General features: G+C 58.0%; 14 protein-coding genes, 1 tRNA gene and 1 pseudogene. 7 read left to right on the top strand and 9 right to left on the bottom strand.

The features are described 5' to 3' along the window. Positions 1 to 176: 176 nt before the first annotated feature. The gene (locus AV929_RS09850) at positions 177 to 1,316 is read left to right on the top strand and encodes a glycosyltransferase family 4 protein (protein WP_064288139.1); all 1,140 of its coding nucleotides are present in this window, start codon (positions 177 to 179) and stop codon (positions 1,314 to 1,316) included. 94 nt (positions 1,317 to 1,410) lie between these two features. Here AV929_RS09850 and AV929_RS09845 read toward each other — a convergent pair whose 3' ends face one another. Then, entirely contained in the window at positions 1,411 to 2,628 is a 1,218-nt protein-coding gene (locus tag AV929_RS09845) for a Cdc6/Cdc18 family protein (RefSeq protein ID WP_050007823.1), read from the bottom strand. 1,351 nt (positions 2,629 to 3,979) lie between these two features. Here AV929_RS09845 and AV929_RS09840 point away from each other — a divergent pair. Further along, complete coding sequence (locus tag AV929_RS09840) at positions 3,980 to 4,567, top strand: hypothetical protein (protein ID WP_050007777.1); 588 nt, start codon at positions 3,980 to 3,982, stop codon at positions 4,565 to 4,567. Positions 4,568 to 5,279: 712 nt separating this feature from the next. On the opposite strand, the gene AV929_RS09835 is transcribed toward AV929_RS09840, so the two are convergent. Continuing rightward, a complete protein-coding gene (locus tag AV929_RS09835) occupies positions 5,280 to 5,519 on the bottom strand; it encodes an antitoxin VapB family protein (protein WP_050007776.1) in 240 nt (79 codons plus the stop codon). Between the two features lie 369 nt (positions 5,520 to 5,888). Between AV929_RS09835 and AV929_RS09830 the strand changes: the two genes are divergently transcribed. Both AV929_RS09830 and AV929_RS09825 read left to right on the top strand, forming a co-directional pair. Beyond that, a complete protein-coding gene (locus tag AV929_RS09830) occupies positions 5,889 to 6,410 on the top strand; it encodes a metal-dependent hydrolase (protein ID WP_050007775.1) in 522 nt (173 codons plus the stop codon). Between the two features lie 58 nt (positions 6,411 to 6,468). After that, positions 6,469 to 7,236 carry a hypothetical protein gene (locus tag AV929_RS09825; RefSeq protein ID WP_175055158.1) on the top strand — a complete coding sequence of 256 codons (768 nt, stop codon included), beginning with the start codon at positions 6,469 to 6,471 and terminating at the stop codon, positions 7,234 to 7,236. Between the two features lie 52 nt (positions 7,237 to 7,288). Here the strand turns inward: AV929_RS09825 and AV929_RS09820 are convergent, their stop codons facing one another. The 5 genes and pseudogenes from AV929_RS09820 to AV929_RS09805 all read right to left on the bottom strand — a co-directional run bounded on the left by AV929_RS09820 (position 7,289) and on the right by AV929_RS09805 (position 10,187). Continuing rightward, entirely contained in the window at positions 7,289 to 7,855 is a 567-nt protein-coding gene (locus AV929_RS09820; RefSeq protein ID WP_050038131.1) for a hypothetical protein, read from the bottom strand. Positions 7,856 to 8,066: 211 nt separating this feature from the next. After that, entirely contained in the window at positions 8,067 to 8,552 is a 486-nt protein-coding gene (locus AV929_RS09815; RefSeq protein ID WP_064288137.1) for a YbaK/EbsC family protein, read from the bottom strand. A 57-nt stretch (positions 8,553 to 8,609) separates the two neighbouring features. Beyond that, positions 8,610 to 8,723 (bottom strand): annotated as a pseudogene (locus AV929_RS22860) (IS200/IS605 family transposase); the annotation flags it as partial. Between the two features lie 147 nt (positions 8,724 to 8,870). Next, positions 8,871 to 9,659 carry a succinylglutamate desuccinylase/aspartoacylase family protein gene (locus AV929_RS09810; RefSeq protein WP_014040470.1) on the bottom strand — a complete coding sequence of 263 codons (789 nt, stop codon included), beginning with the start codon at positions 9,657 to 9,659 and terminating at the stop codon, positions 8,871 to 8,873. Between the two features lie 45 nt (positions 9,660 to 9,704). Further along, on the bottom strand, positions 9,705 to 10,187 hold the full coding sequence (locus AV929_RS09805; RefSeq protein WP_008308981.1) for a DUF309 domain-containing protein: 483 nt from the start codon (positions 10,185 to 10,187) through the stop codon (positions 9,705 to 9,707). A 206-nt stretch (positions 10,188 to 10,393) separates the two neighbouring features. Here AV929_RS09805 and AV929_RS09800 point away from each other — a divergent pair. The 3 genes from AV929_RS09800 (at position 10,394) to AV929_RS09790 (ending at position 14,374) form a co-directional block, all read left to right on the top strand. Next, positions 10,394 to 10,477, top strand: a tRNA-Leu gene (locus tag AV929_RS09800). A 628-nt stretch (positions 10,478 to 11,105) separates the two neighbouring features. Further along, on the top strand, positions 11,106 to 12,383 hold the full coding sequence (locus AV929_RS09795; protein ID WP_064288135.1) for a hypothetical protein: 1,278 nt from the start codon (positions 11,106 to 11,108) through the stop codon (positions 12,381 to 12,383). 326 nt (positions 12,384 to 12,709) lie between these two features. Next, the gene (locus AV929_RS09790) at positions 12,710 to 14,374 is read left to right on the top strand and encodes a PGF-CTERM sorting domain-containing protein (protein ID WP_080510068.1); all 1,665 of its coding nucleotides are present in this window, start codon (positions 12,710 to 12,712) and stop codon (positions 14,372 to 14,374) included. A gap of 474 nt (positions 14,375 to 14,848) precedes the next feature. Here the strand turns inward: AV929_RS09790 and AV929_RS09785 are convergent, their stop codons facing one another. Further along, positions 14,849 to 15,382, bottom strand: a complete 534-nt coding sequence (locus AV929_RS09785; protein WP_023843273.1) for a metal-dependent hydrolase — start codon at positions 15,380 to 15,382, stop codon at positions 14,849 to 14,851. Positions 15,383 to 15,500: 118 nt separating this feature from the next. Then, complete coding sequence (locus AV929_RS09780) at positions 15,501 to 16,514, bottom strand: DUF1616 domain-containing protein (protein WP_064288133.1); 1,014 nt, start codon at positions 16,512 to 16,514, stop codon at positions 15,501 to 15,503. Between the last annotated feature and the right edge of the window lie 95 nt (positions 16,515 to 16,609).

Genomic DNA, 16,609 nt, shown 5'->3' with positions numbered 1-16,609 from the left:
GGCAAAGCACTCGTGCAGGCTGCCTTTGTTTAGTTGTTTGATCCAACTAGCAGTTGTGAGGTTTCGGAAAGAGCACTCTACTTGTCCCTTGTCACGGTCGGAGTGTGACAAACTGAACGGCACTCTTGAAACGCTGCGTTCAAGATGCCGCCCCGTGACGATACGGCTACCTTACGATGGATGTCGCTTTTATCAGTAATGTGGTATTTCCCTATGTGAAAGGCGGCGCTGAGAAACGCATCCACGAAATCGGCACTCGCCTCGCTGACGAGGGCCACGACATCACCATCTACGGCCGACATTTCTGGGACGGACCGGCAGAGACCACACACGAGGGAATGACCCTCCGTGCGGTCGCCCCCGAAGCAGAGCTCTACGAAGACGACCGCCGGTCCATCACCGAGGCCATCGACTTTGCGGCTCGCGCACTCCCTCCGCTCCGTCGACGTCTCAGCGACGATGAACACGACCTCGCGATCGCTAGCGTCTTCCCGTATTTTCCAGTTCTCTCGACGAAGCTTGCTAGCCTCGGGACTAGCACACCAGTGGTCACGACTTGGCACGAGGTCTGGGGCGACTACTGGGAGGAGTACCTTGGCCCGCTCGCTCCGGGTGGCAAACTCGTCGAACAACTCACGGCCAAGACGCCCCAGCATCCGATCGCGGTTTCAGGCATCACAGCGGACAACCTCGCTGCCATCGGCCCGAGCCGTGAGCACATCGAAGTCGTGCCAAACGGGCTCGATACCGAGCAGGTCCAGACGGCCCCCCGCCCCGACACCGGCTACGACATCGTCTTCGCAGGTCGACTGATCGAGCACAAGAACGTTGACATTCTGCTAGAGGCTTTCGATGCAGTCGCCGACAGGCATGACGTCACGCTGGGGATCATCGGTGACGGCCCGGAGCGTGACCGGCTGGATACCAAACGCGAATCACTGGAACACGCCGACCGCGTTTCGATGTTAGGCTTTCTCGAAGTGTACGAGGATGTTCTCGGCCATATGCGGGCTGCAGACATATTCGCGTCTCCCTCAACGAGAGAGGGATTCGGAATTACCTTCGTCGAGGCGATGGCCGCCGACTGCACCGTGATTGCTGCTGACCACCCAGATTCGGCGGCAGACGAGGTCATCGACGGCGCCGGCTTCCTCGTAGAACCTACCATTGCCTCGCTCACAGAAACGCTCGATGATATTTTAGGTGGTGACCGCCCAGCGACGGATCCCGTCGAACGTGCGCAGCAATACGACTGGGATGCGGTTGCAGATCAGGCCGAAACCGTCTATCAGCGAGCTATTGACGGGTCGTGGTAACATGAACTCTAGCGGAAACGGAACTGCGCTTTGGCTCCCCTCTGCGGTTTAATATCGAAGCCGACCCACACACCTCGTAACGAGTGAAACATCGTCATGGGTCCCCGCCCGTCGCTGAGCACTCAATGGCTTGGATGACAACCTCTGGATCCCGAAGCAGTCGATGTTCCAGGTAGCTCCCTTCACCCTGTCCACCCCCTGTGTGATTCGACTCAGTCACCCCGAGAAACGACTGTTCTTTCAGCAGCCGGTACACGCGATCCTCGGAGAGTGGATCCGCTCCAGCCTGCTCAGCGACCTTTAAATAAAGCGTATAGATCTGATGAGTTCGAAAAGCTTCCTGAGCTGGGTTGTCGACGGTAAGTAGCGCCAGCGCTCGGAGGATGTATTTCACATGCGGCGTCGTCCCACGCACGAGTTTCTCGAAGCGGTTCACCTCCGCTCGTTGGACGGCGTCATCGACGTGCGAGACTGTGACTGTCTCCGTCCCCTGTTTCTCAGCGAGACGACCAGCTTCGTATAGCGTATCGATCGCTTTCCGTGCATCCCCGTGTTCTTTGGCTGAGAGGGCAGCGACCTTTGGGATCACATCGTGCTCCAACACGTCCGGTTCGAAGGCATCCGTCCGGTTGTCCAAGATTGCTCGTAACTGACCAGCATCGTAGGGGTCAAAGACGAGTTCGTTCTCCTGCAGACTTGAGTCGATGCGTTCGCTCAAGCGCTCGCGATATTCGATCTTGTTACTGATGCAGATGGCGCCGACGTGTGTCTCTGCTTTCCCGCTCTCGCGAGCCCGAGAGAGGCTGCGTAACAGTTCATCATCGTCTAACTTGTCGATTTCATCGAGAATGACGACCAGTGAGTTAATGTTGTACTCCTCAAGTAGGTCCCAGGTGATGTCACGGTAGTCGGTGGCTCCGATCCCGACACGCGGGACGTCGATATCTGCGTCGAGGCTCGCCACTAGTTTGCGTGCCATCTCCCGGCTTGCCTTTGCGTCGGTCTGATAATCGGAGCAGTCGACGTACGCCTGCTGAAACGAGATATCGTTTGCCTGTGCCTCGAAGTGAGCCTCACGAGACACACACCTCGCAACGAGTGACTTTCCGGTTCCGGTCTTGCCGTATATGATCGTACTCTCCGGTGGGCCGCCGACCGTTGCTGGACCGAGTGCTTGCCCGATAGCGCTGACTTCGTCGTCCCGCCCAACGACTCGCTCCAGATCGGGGACGTGGCCGACGCGTACCAGTTCCCTGTTAGCAAATATTCCGCCGGTTTTGAAGATATTATCATCTTCATCTGAGTCTGACATTATTTACTCTATCAAATCCGTCCCTGTATGATAAGTGTAGCGACCAAGCAACGAGTGAAGTTTAGTAAAACCCGTCTAAAACCATTTTAGTAGCTTTTCACATAAATTTATATATGTCTGAGTGGGGTGTCACACACCCTCTACCGAGTGTAATCGCCTACTGCCCACACTAGGCTACTTGAAGTCACGCGCGGGAAGGCATGCAGTCCACGATGGACTATATCTAGATCGGAGTCCCTTACCCTCATTTCACCACTGGCGCAGCGTCTACTTACAGTAAACGCCGAACGACTGGCCGAGAATACACAGCTTACGTTCGGTTCATGATCCGCTCATGACGAGTATCTCTCTGTCAACGACGATCAGCGGTCAGTACACTCGGTACTTGGTGCGTGCCTGCGAGATCCATTTGTGGACTATTATAAAACGCAGTCGGGTTGCATATTCGATGCAACCCGCAACTTCGCGGCTTTTGTCTCAGTCCGCTTTTCGTCCCGAAACCCGCTTACTTGCCGCTCATCAGAGACGCTGTGGAGATCCGATCTTTCACTCGGTGTGGGGTGTGTCTGAGACGAGAATCTATCGGACAGACAATGACAACCAGCCAGTACACTCGGTATCAGGTGTGTCCGGGACAAGCTTTCCGCCAGTCAGGCAGGACCAGCACACCTGTACCAACGGCAGATCAACCCCAAAGCACCACCCACGGCAGCAGCCGCGTAGTCCATATGAGAGCTCACGAGGGAAGCGATACGACAGTCCGGACACGAGCGATTCGAGCGCGGTACGACGTCATTCACCACCGGGCGGTGACAGGTGCACTCTTCCCTCGGTGGATGCAAGGTTACCTACACGAGCTCGCCATGCTGGGAATCACCAGTTGGGTTGAGTAGGATACAGACGACGTTGGAGGACGGTACTACGAGTACGCTCTTGCTGCGAATCCACTCCCTGTATCGAGACAATCAGCAAAACGGTAGGCCACATGGGTATCTTCAAGGAAGTACAACAGCGTCTTGATCGGAGTCACTGAGCTGTCCTCGATACGAGGTCGTCCAACTGCTACAAAAGACACTGGACATGTGGTAGCAGGAACAGGCTTCTGGTCGCCATGTGTCATACGGACCGTTATCGCTTTTCGAGCCAGTATGTGATTACAACGTACTGCTCCGGTTGTCCCTATAGTAACAATTGAAACGATGTACACAGATCACACTGCCATCGTGCGATCAGGTGTACATTGATTTGCAATGGCTACTATAGCTGTTCATAACCCACGGCTGACTCGTACACGGAGACGCTTGACGCCTTATTGATTAGGTGTTAGTAAGTGGAAAGAGTAACACTAACCATGCACCAGCGGTGGTCAGACTTCGCACCAGAACTCGAATCCGGTGAATCGGACCGCGTCAACGACGTTATTGACGATATTAGCGATATGAGTCTCAGCGAGCGGAGCGAACTCTTCAACAGCTGCTTCGACGAGGTAGTCCAACTGTATGAGGCGGCCGACGATGGATACGTCCGGCAGTCAGTTGTCCGCGTCGCAGACCAGCTTGTACCTGGACTTCCGATCGTAGCGGCACTCGACAATGACGACCGATCTATCGCTATCGACGAAGCAACTTTCCAAGACCAGACAGATGCACTGTGTGGCTTTCTACTAGAGGCGCTCACGGACGACGATGGCCGTGTTAGACAAGCGGCCAAGCGTGGCTTGAAAGACGTGTTTCGAACCTACGACGCGCTTGACGATGAGGAGACACTGGAAGCGCTTGTCATCGAACTTGACGATATGGCAGGGGAAACGTCGGGGACGCAGGCGAAGCACCTCCGTGAAGCGAAAGAAGACGCCAAATTCTCGCTTCAGTCGGGCGTCGCGCGTCTCGTCGAGGGATTCGAAGAGGAGTTCGGCGGTTCGATTCAGAAGGACACGTAGCGCCTCAGTTCAATTCCTGTGCCCAGAGACACACTTGACACCCAGTTAGACGCTCAGATGTCTACAAAGATAGCTGCTGAAGCATAGCCCTGCCTCACGAAGTTGAGAACTGAACTAACTCCGAATCGGGTGTGTGTCTCAACGGTCAATGGATATCCCTGGTGCTATCGAGCTAGTTCCAGCCATCAGATCGGGTATATTTGCTACCAGAACACTCCGGAAATCTGGTGTTCGAACCTGCGCTTGTTGACCATCACGACTGTACTGAGCAAGTCCCCCGACCTCAACCAGCCAGGGCTTTCTGTCTCTCTGCGGCCGTCGTTCGAAATCTAAACACCATCCTCAGTACGGCGAGACGCGAACAGGCGTCCGAGCAAATTCACCGGCATTGCGCGTGACGACTGGTTCATCACGGCCAACAGCAATCCCCGCGATCATTGCCTCGACAGCACCAATCTGTTCCCCGGAGCGAGCAAGATCACGTTGAACGTCCACGGCACGACACGCAGCTTCGCTATCGTATGGCACTAACGGACTGTCGTCGAGAATCTCATCGAACTGTTGGCCAGTCGTTGTCGTTGGGTCGATACCGATCCCGACGTCGGTATAGACTAGGGTTGGACAACAAGTAGTTCATCGGAGATCTCATCGAGTTTTGCAACTGCTCCGGCGTCCTCAGCGAGTAAATCAGTCAAAAAGCATACATCGAGAATCACTGTTCAATCTGGCTCTCATCGTTGATGCGTCTATCGACATCATCACGGAATGAGCGGGATTTCTCTTGAATCTGCGCTACTTCGTCATCTTCTGCCAACCCGACCAATCCATACAGTGGATGTTCCTCTTCGGTAAGGATACGATCAATAACGTCGCTAAAGCTCTCACCTTCGCCTTTCTTACGACGCAACCGCTCGTATGTTTCCTCTTTGAGACTGATTGTTTTACTCGGCATCTGTGTCTGACTTTCTGTGTATCTATTTATTTGGGCGACTGTGTACTGTCGTGGAGTTGGCTGAGGGACCTGATATCCTGCAACAAGGTTGTGATTGCAGTACTACGCTACGTCGAGTGTCCCGGGTTCAGATACCAATACAGAGGACATTCGAGACACTCGACGAGACGGCGACTGGGTAGGAGAGCGATAGAGTACCGCTTCCCACGAGGCCCGTATGAATCAATTGGAAAGCACTCGACACGGTGGGGAATCACTACAGCGGGCGCACTGGCTGTTCGTTAATAGAATGCCATGTGACACGCAGTCTTCCCTCCCACACAAGGTATTTCCTCCCACATCAACGTAGCACTACTACCGAGTCAGAGAATGGTCCTCCCAATCGAACATTTCATCATCGCCCTCCTTCCCGTCGCAGTATACGCCCTCCTCCGCGATCGACAGCTCCCAACGCTTCACTTACTGGCAGTGACGTTCTTCGGCAGCCAGTTCCCGGATCTCATCGACAAGCCACTGGCGTACGAACTCCAATTGATCCCCTCCGGGCGGGTATTTATGCACTCGCTTCCGTTCGCGATTCCGCTCTCGATTGCCGTCGTCGCATACGCGGTCCGAACGGATCGGACTAGACTTGGGGCGGCGTTTGCCTTCGCCCATCTCTCACATCTGGTGGCCGATAACCGACAGCTCCTTCGCCCGGACCCGTACGTGTCGTCGGACTTGCTCTGGCCGCTCCAGCCGCCCGTTGTGCGCCCGGCGGTCCCACAGTGGGTCGGCGAGGGTGCAGTAAATCTCCACCTCTGGACCGGGTTTTCGGTGCTCGTTCTCGCACTGGCGGCGTACATTCTAGTAGTGGACCTGCAGACCCAACTCGACTTCAGATTGTTTTGAGGGGCATCACCAGCCGGAGCCATGACGTTTTAGACCGACGGGCGAACGACAGTATCGTATGCGACGATTGGTCCTCGCCGTCTGCTTCGTTGCCCTCTTCGCTGGGTGTGGCACATTCGTGGGTGATAGTCCGCCGCCGAGTGACGAACGAGCCGTCGCGGCCGTCGAGGAGGCGAACAGCACTGTCGCCACCGTCAAAGCGTACCGATTCGGAATGGATATGCACGTAACTGCGTCGGATGGTGAGCAGTCACGGACCGTGAGAGTCGACGGTGAGGGTGCGGTGAACGTCTCGGAAAAACGGATGCAGGCGACGACACGGATGCAAGACCAGACGGTCGAGTCCTTCGTCGATGGGTACAAAGCGTACCAGGGCTGTCAGGAACCCTGGGACGGCTACGGCGTCGAGAACGTTTCGCGCTCCGAGCCGTGGGCAACCGCGACACCGCTCCATCGGCAAGTCCTGCTCTTCGAACGCTCGAACGTCTACTGGCGGGGCAACGAGACGCTCGACGGCAACCGGACTGTCCTCGTCACGGCGTCCCCGAGCGCCGAGACCATCGAGTCACTGATGAATCGCCGACAGGCTGGCGACATGGCGCTCAACCGCGGCTCGCTTGAGAACGCGACGGCGCGACTCTGGCTCGACCCGGAAACAAACAGGCCAGTAAAATCGGAACTCCGACTACAAATCTCACAGCGAGGCGCGACCGCAACCGCGACAATTACGCTCAGGTACACTGACTTCGACGAACCGACCAAAATCTCGGTACCACCGGAGGTGTACGACGACCCCTACGAACTCGGCTGTCCCGGTGCCAGCTGACCCACTCGTCAGCAACAGAGAGAAACCGCTGAACGGTGGGCGAGAAACTCGCTCAGTCCGTCCAGTCCTCGTACAGCCCGCGGCCGACGACACCGAGGCCGACGAGCGTTATGAGGTTGAGGAGGAGGCCACCGACGACCGGAATTGCGAACGGGACGGCCAGTAGTAGTCCGCCAGCGACGCCATCTGTTGCGCTCACGGTCCCGTCATCGCCGATAACCGAGTTCCCGACCCAGACGGCAGTAATGCCGGTACCGATGATACCCAGGATGCCGATGAGAAGCAGCCCGGGGATCGAGATCAGAGCGCCGATAACCGTCAGCGCGAGTATCACCAGCCCGATGGGGAGGAAAATGCCGACGAGAACTCCCCAGCCGATTGCGCCGCCGAGGTCGTCCTGAATCTCCCGCACGGCGTTAGTCGTATACTTCGGGCCGATAGCGGCGGCTGCAGCACCTAATACTGCAAGAATAACGAACCCGACACCGAATCGGAGAACGACTTCGAGCGCCGGGCTAAGACTCCCACCCGAGGCTGTAGGCTGTGCTGTTGCGACCCCGGAGAGTCCGAGTACGGCGAGTAGACTCCCGAGACTACTAACGGCTTGCTTGGAGGGCATAGTAGCGTCTTCTCGGTTTCATCTGCGGTTGTAAACCTCTTCTGTATGTTCGCGATCTGTCATCGCAGCTGGCGATACAACCGCTCCTGCTGTGTTTCGTCCGTCTGTCGGCTGTTTCCCCGGGTACTGACCGGCCGGTTCCGCGGCCAGTACTCGACCCCCGGTCTGAGTGCCAACAAGCCTGAAACGACGGATGGTCGCACCGTCGGCGCTACTCTGTGAGGTCGACGACGTCGGCGTCGGCGAGGTCCCCCAACCGGTCCGGTTCGACCGCAAACACCGCGCTCGGCGTGCCGGCGGCAGCGTGAACAACGTCGTAGTGGGTCAGTGTCGGGTCGACCGTGGTCGGGAGGGCCGTATCGTGACAGATCGGGGGGACGCCGCCGATGCTCCAGCCGACGACGCTCCGAATGTCGCCCGGGTCGGCCATCGACGCGGTTTCTGCACCGTAGTGGTTCGCGACCGCGTCAAGGTCAAGACGGTTCGCACCGCTCGTGATTGCGGCGACGAGGTCACCGTCGCGATTGCTGCCTGCAAGTGCGACGACGATGGTCGATGCGATGGCGGCCGTCTCGCAGCCGATGGCCTCGGCGGCCGCTGCGGCTGTTTCCGTTCCCGACTCGAATTCCGAGACATCGAGGTCAACCCCGTATCGGTCACGGGCCCGGTCCGCAAATTCCGAAGCGCGTTCGTGCATACCTCTTCTGTACACCTCTCTCTGTAAAAACGGGGACGAAGACGAACAGGACGATAGCTCAATCGTATCGGTCGAAACGTCGCCTGCCGTCCTAACGTAGCACGATTCCTCCCAGAATCAACCGCCCCACAAATACCCCTGCAAGAACGGTTCGTGCTGTTCCCGCATCTCTCATGCTGTGAGGACGAGCTACTCGATCCGGTGCTTTCGGGCGACTCGGACAAGATCGAGTACACCTCGTACGAAGTCGTCGCCCAGAATGATGCCTAATCCGACGGTGAAGTCACGACCGGACCGGAACCCCGCGGCAAACCCGTCTCAGTCAAGCATCCCGATCTGATCCGCGGTAAAGCCGAACACGTCCTCGTAGCCGTAGGCTGAGAGCAACACCGGGTGGAAGGCCTCCTCCGCGACGACAGTTTCGTCGTCGGCTGCTGCCACAGGGTCACCCTCTGGCACCGGCTCGAAGTTCCGGACGAACACCTCGTACTGTTCTGCTGCTGCCTTCGGAATCGGCTCGCCAAGCTGGAACACTGGGAGTGACGTCTCCCGTTGTTGAGGTGACTCCGCGGTGACTCCAGTGGCAGCGAGGAACTCCCGGATGACCTGCTCCGCGTTCTCGGCGGCTTCCGCGGAGCCCTGATAGCCACATTCGACTTCGACGACTGAGTCCACCGTCGCGAACAATCGCCCCTCATTTGCGCCTTTCGTCTGAACGACGGCGTCCACGGAGAGGGCGCTACAGAGTGCCTCCATTTCCGGCGTGAGGTCGTCGACGAGGGCGAACATTCCGTCGTAGGACTGTGTGGAGTGCAGCGAAAGCACGGTGCAATCGTGGAGTTCTGCGGCGAGAGCCGCGGCCAGCCGTGTCTCGTGGGACTCGCTGTCAGCGTCGCCTGGGAACGATCGGTTGAGGTCCGTATCGAGATATCGCTTGTTTGCGTCGAGGGCGGCCTCGTTCGCGATGATGAACTTGACCGGTCGCTCGACCTCCGGTGGGTCGGCAAGGACGGCTTCGATGCCGTCCCGACCGCACGGTTCGTCGCCGTGGATGCTCCCCACGACGGCCACCTCCGGAACCCCGTCTCCCAGTTGCTCGATTCGCATCTGTCCGTGCTAACGCTTCCAGCCTTTAGAATTATCCGGATTCGGTCAATGTTCGAGCGACTCCGCGAACTCGATGTCCTCCGGGCGACACGTCGGGCACTCGCCGTCGAGACGGATCTGCCAGCCCTGGAGCGCTGACGGGTCCGACAGCGCGTTCGTCACCGTCGTCCGCACATCTAACAGGTCGACGCCGTAGTAGTCGTTAGGGACGCCACGGAAGTACTGCAGCGATGTGCGAAACAGCGACCGCATCCCGTCGTCGTCCTCGAAGTCGAAGTGCTTGTACGCGCCGGCGGCGACCTGCACCATCCCGTGGAGGAATTTGCTCTCCGTGTTCCCGCGGCCGTAGTTGTACCATTCGTCCTCGAAACAGTCGTGTGATTCGTGGAACTCCCCGGAGTTGTACAGACGGACGCCGTGGACGACGGCCCGCCTGAGCGTCTCGTGTTCCCATTGACCGTCGGTTCGCCAGCCCGAAGGGTTCCCGTCGGGGGCCTCGACGGTCGGGTCGCGCGTGTGGTCGTCCATGCCTACGCTACTGGTTCACGGTGGGTCAAACCACCGGTTCTATCGGCGACAGTCGCCATTGGAACGCAATGCACACCTGATCGCGCGGCGGCAGTGCGGCCAGTACGCAAACGCTTTCAATTACTGACATACTGTCCCACCGGCCTTGAGTCGCTTCCGTACGACATTTATACCGTACCGCCATGTGTACCGAATGCACTACGCGTGCGAGGGTAGCCAAGCCAGGAAACGGCGGCGGACTCAAGATCCGCTCCCGTAGGGGTCCAAGGGTTCAAATCCCTTCCCTCGCATCGTATAGGGGCCGCACAACGCGGCGCCGAAGGATGCACACGGAAGGGTTTGAACGAGAGAAGGCGGGGCGGTTGCCCGTCTCCGCGTAGTTCAAATCCCTTCCCTCGCACTGTTGGACCGACGCGGTCCCTCGCAAACAGTGAGCGGCCCTCGTCACGGTCGCGAGTACGCCATCGACCCCGATGGTGTCTCGCTGTGAAGACGACGGCCGACCGGTGCCGGAAGACTCGCACGGAGCGATCTTCCCTCGCAATTCTCCGAACCGATCTGCTAGAGACGTGTCTCAGCGATGCGGCACCCTGTGACACCTCCCCGATGAAGCTGGCTCTCCCGTGAATTGCCCCAGATCAGTTCAGTAAGTACCGCTCTAAACGCGGACTACAGTTACTGAGACATTATTTAGACTCTTTTAGCATCGGTTAGTTACCATCTTATTTGTGAATATATATCAAAAACTAATAAATACAGGAAAACAATCAATTATACCTCAGTTCATGTACTATCTCGGCCCAGAAGGCTTCTAAAGGCCTCAGAATAGTATCACTGCACAAGAAATATACCACAGGCTTCAGTAATGTTTCAGTAATGGTAAAAACACCAATAATAACGCCGGCTGTCATCTTCGTCATGGCAGTCGCGTTGGTACTCGCTGGTCCGTTATCAGTGACGACCACTGTTGGGGCAACCCCCGTCGCTGAGAGCCAGTCGCTCTCGGTGACCGAAAACGTCGACGTGTGGGACCGGTCCCCGCTCACGCTCCGAACGACGTCAGAAGGGCCGACCACGATAGTGGCACCGCGGACGTTCCTCAACGTCGAATCAGCTGCGACTGGCGACTTGCCGCTCAACAAGCGGACGATGACGATCCACGAGCGCAACGAGTCAATAAACATGTCCTTCGAACCCAGAATCGGTGCCGGAACGAGGGCACTCGCCGGCGACGAGGCGCAACTGCTGGCTGTCAAGTTGGATGAAGCACCGACTACGGCAGGGGCAAACGCCAGTAACATCTCCCGCGCTTCCCTCGAAGATGTCTTCGCAAATAACTCGGACACTACGTCATCGGAGCTACTCGATGACGCGGAAGACGTCGGCACGATAGACGAGGATGGCGAACTGCAGGCGTCCTACACCCCTGAATCGGGCGGCGCATACGGCTTCGTTCTGGTGACTGTCGACGAGGGCGATGAAGGGCTATCGGTATCGGACGGTAACGTCTCCGTCAACGGGAACGTGACCGTCGTCGGTGTCGAACAGGCCGTGGTGCAGGACAACGCCTCGAACGTCGAGCGGACCCAGAACCCAGTCAACCCCGGCGACAACGTCACGCTGGCTGTCGACACTGAGATGGAAGACGAAAACGCCACCCACGCGGTCCTGCTGGTCCGACAGGGCGTACTCCAGCGGCAGTCGAGCACGGTGACTGTGTCGGGCGAACTGAACGAGAGCTTCTCGGCTGACCAGATCACCGTCGAGAATTCTTTCGATAACATCAGCGGTGTTGGGACGGTTGAGAGCAACACTGGACTGGGGAGTTTCACCCTCTCCGAGAACCAGTCGATACCTGCAATCGGGTTGCAGGGGCTGTTCGGCACGGTGGTTTCCGAGGCCGAATCGGACGCTAGCGGGGACGTTATCCATGCCTCTGCAACGATTGTCAGCGGTGACGCTGACGCCAACGTGACGGTCCAGACCCTGGATTCTTGGCCAAACGGTGCGTATCAGTACGTCCACGTCGCAGTCGGTAACGAAACCGGGACTCTCAACTCGGATACCGGCACGGTGGCAGTGAGTCCGGGCGGCGGCCCTGATAATGGTGGTGGCCCGGGCAACGGTGGCGGTCCCCCGGACAACGCTGGCGGACCGAGTGATGCTGGGGACGACGACGAAGAGGACGGAGAGTAACTGATCGGGCGGCCTTTACTGGTGGTGTTCACCGGACACAGCACCTCTTTGTGCGCCGACGTGTGCAGATTCTACTCGATGACACGGCCGACTGTTGGCCGATTGCTGTTAAACCCGGGTCCGCTGTCGAGCATTTACTATAAGGAATCCATCAACTCGGGAACCTGTCATGAATGCGAATAGGTAATTTACCGAGACACGACTCACGATTCGCGCTGTAAATCCCCGGACAGCAGGTACGTGTTTTGTAACCGTCATATGACACTGTGTAGCGTCGAATGTCACTGCATAAGAATTATACCGCACCCCTCCGAAAAAATTCAGTAATGTATAAAACAACAAACGGAAAACGCACTGTAATTTGTGCGATGACAGTGCTGCTGGTGTTAGCCGCCCCCCTGTCGGTAACGTCGGCGGCGGCAACGCCAGTCGATGAAGGGCAAACGACAGCGGTGACGGAAAACGTGGATGTCTGGGAACGGTCGCTGCTCCCGCTTCGGACGTCCTCCACCGGCCCAACGGCGATAGCAGCCCCGGAGACGTACATCAACATCGAGTCTGCCCAGACAGGTGACGTCCCTCTCAACAGGGAGGAGTACACGATTCACGAGACGGGCGAATCAGTAGACCTTCGGTTCGAATCAACGACTGGGGCTGGAACGACGGGACTTGCTGGTGACGAGGCGCAACTGCTCGCTGTCAGACTCTCTGAGAACCCATCTTCAGCAGGGTTTAGCGAAGGTAGCATCAGAACCGATCTGGCCAGTATCTTTACGAACGACTCCAACGCCAACTCGGTCGAACTGCTAGACGACGGAGACGGTGTCGGTTCGATAGATGACAACGGTGCGCTCGAAACCTCGTACACGCCTGACTCGGGCGGTGCCTACGGCTTCGTCCTGGTCACTGTCGATGACGGACAGGGCATGTCCGTTTCGGACAACAATGTCTCGGTCGATGGGAACGTGACCGTCGTCGGCGTCGAACAGACGCTGGTTCAGGAAAGCCCGTCGACGGTCGATGCGACCTCCGACGATATCACCGCTGGCGATAACGTCTCGCTCGATATCGAGACCGAACTGGAGGACGACTCTGTCACGCACGCTGTGTTGCTACTCGACGAGGACGAACTCCAACAGCGGACGAGCACCGTCCGTGTGACCGGCGAAATCGATGAGAATTTCTCGGAAGACCAGGTCACGGTCGAGAACTCCTTCGACGGCGTCAACGGCGTCTCGTCGGCCGACGATGACGCTACCCTCACCGGTGAGGACTCGACGGCAGCAGGAGCGATGCCGTCAGCGGGACTGATCGGGCTGTTCGGGTTCGTTCTCTCCGAAGCATCGCCGGATTCGACCGGTGATGACGTGATGCACGCCTCGTCGACGACGGTCTCCGGTGCCTCCGATACCACCGTCGACGTCGAAACACTCGACTCCTGGCCAAACGGGACGTACACGTATGTTCACGTCGCTGTTGGCGAAGACTCAAACGATATCAACTCCGCGACCGGGACAGTCACGCTATCACAGTCGAATGAAACCGATTCCGGCGACGATGATGACGATAGCGACGACGGGAGTGATGGCAACAACGGCGGCGGCGACGACGGGAGTGATGGCAACAACGGTGACGGCGACAACGACAACAACGACAACGACGACAACAATAACGGGAGCGATGACAGCGATAGCGGAGATAGCGATGACGATAGTGGGAACGACGACTCCGATACCGAGGGGACTGAAGAAGACACTGAGGACGAAGCTACGACCGACACCGACGACACTGAGACAGTCGAGACTGAAGACGGAGAGGTGCCAACGGAAGCAGCCACGACCGCAGGTGGTGGGGCACAGCAACCTGATGAGACAGACACAACCGGAACGGAGGGCTCGGTCGAGACCACGAGTTCGAGCGGCCCCGGTTTCACCGTCCTCGTCGCGGTGCTAGCATTGCTAGGCGCTGGATTCCTGGCACGTCGGGACTGAGGAACTGCCACAGTTTACGCGGCATTTGTCTATTCTCTGACGAATCTCTTTCTCTGACGGATTTCTCTCCTGTTGTGTACTAGCCGGAGCTAGCTTTCCTGCATAACTGAGTTATCCCCTCCTAGCGGCTGCGGATACAATATTGCTGAAAGGGGTAATTTTATGTCATTTTACATATAACATTGCTATGTAAGGTACATACAATGGGGGACTACGCAAAGCCATCCCGTGCGGCGAAAATCAAGTGCATCAAGTGTAACTCACCGGTCGTGCTCACCGTCGACGAAGAGTATATCTGTGTCAGCTGCGGCGAAGCACCGATCGAATCGGCGACCCCAGTTTGAGACAGGCGTTTCAGCTTCACTCCGCGATCTCCAGAGGCGGGAACGGTAGCTTTGATATCTGACGGGTAGTTCGAAATCCGCCGCTTGAGACCCACTGCTTCAGTAGCAACGACCGTTGGCCGCGAACGCTTTACCGTTGTGGTATTTCGGCTGAGACCTGCTCGTATCTCCAGTACACCGTCACGAGGCTGTAGCTGATGGCCAGTCCGAAGACGATCACAGGGACGGCAAGCGAGAGTAGACTGTCGGGCGAATGCGCCGCAAACGACGGCGTTCTATCGGGGGTTGCTGACAACAGCGGCCAGAACAGGTTCGGAAAGAAGTAGTAGTCCGTCCCGAGCCGCACAATCGGATAGAAGTCGCCGGCGATGTGTGAGAGGTAGCCGGCGGAAAACACCACTGCGTGCCGTCCGTAGCTCTGGCGTGCAGCCAGCAGTACAAGGATGGTGAGGACGGGTAGCGAGACGACCAGCGAATGGGCAAGCATACGCCCGCTCGGAAGAATAGCGACTGTCCACGCGAGCGGCTTGTCGATTACGTCCGGGAGTTGCGTCGCAACAAGCAAGAGCAGTACCATCGGCCCAGACGGGAGTCGACGCCACCGAGCCACCATGTATGCCGTCAGCGGGACGGCTGCGAGGAGGAAGTGGCCTGCGGGGTACACGGTGAAACCAATGATCCAGGCAAGGAAAAGCTGTTTGCCGGGTTAGATCTCAAAAGAATGGGCAGTAAGTCGGTCCCTGTTTTACCTGGGGGAGCGCTGCTCGCTACGAGAACCTGGGTCAGCCGGTTACGTTCACCCAGAGGTGGACTTCCCGGTACGCAGTCGATTGGTCCACGGTCTCAGGTGGTGACCCGCGGTACAGCAGGTACTGGAGCCGAAGCCCCTCCCCAGTCATCTCGGGCGTCACTTCGTGCTGGCGGTGCCAGGTCTCGTTGTGGCCCAGGGTCGGCTGGAAGCGCCGAAGTTCCGACCGTTCCCGGACCTGGGTTTCGTTGCCGACGCGCTCGACGCGTTGTAACTCGGCGACTACGGTGTACTCTGTCCGTTCGTGTTCCTGATTCCCGATACCGACGATCAACGAGCGACCTTCGCCCTGCTGAAACTCCGTCGGATAGCCGTCAGCGACGAGTTCCCCGTCTTCGTCTTCGGTCAGCAGGTAGAACTCGCTGAACCGCTCGCCGTCCTTTGGTACCGTGACCGCGTATCCGACGCTGGCGGCCGCAAGCAGGATGCTCAGGACCAACAGCACGTTCAGGACCGCGTCCGTCCGTGAGGCCGGCGAGAACAACTCCGCACGTCCGGCACTGAGCCACGCGCGATACGGGACATGAAACCGTTCGTCAGCGGGTACCGCCCAGCGTCGAACAGCCGCGACAGCGGTCAACACGAGCGTCAGCCCGCTGAGCGACACGAGAATCGGAAGCAGGCGGATACCCCACGGCGTGAAATTCAACACTAGGCCGACCAAGGGAACGAGGGCGATACTGAGTCCGAACGAGAGTGCGACCCGTTCGATACCGTCGATTCCGTCGGCTCGTGGATCCGAAACGGTCTCGTCGTCGGCCGTGGGGCCGCTCCCGGCCTCCGGAAACAGCGCTGCGATGAACGCATAGCCGGGAATGAAGAGGACAAACACGAGCCCGGCGACGATGCGGACCGGCGTGTCGGAGATGACCGGCAGCAGGGCAGCCAGATTCGTCAGAATCACCACGCCGATAACGCCTGCCAGATCGGCCGGGAGGTGGCGGAGTTGACGTGGCAAGAGTAGTTTCCACGTCTGGGTTTCAGCCATTGGCAATGAGTCATGTCGGCACGGTAAAAAAATAGCTGATTGCGTCCCTCTCTGCCACGGTACGTGACTGCGACCGACTCCGGTGAGTCAACCGA

The organism is Haloarcula sp. K1 (genome assembly GCF_001647155.1).
Lineage (GTDB): Archaea > Halobacteriota > Halobacteria > Halobacteriales > Haloarculaceae > Haloarcula > Haloarcula hispanica.
This window is presented reverse-complemented; position numbering and strand designations above follow the sequence as displayed.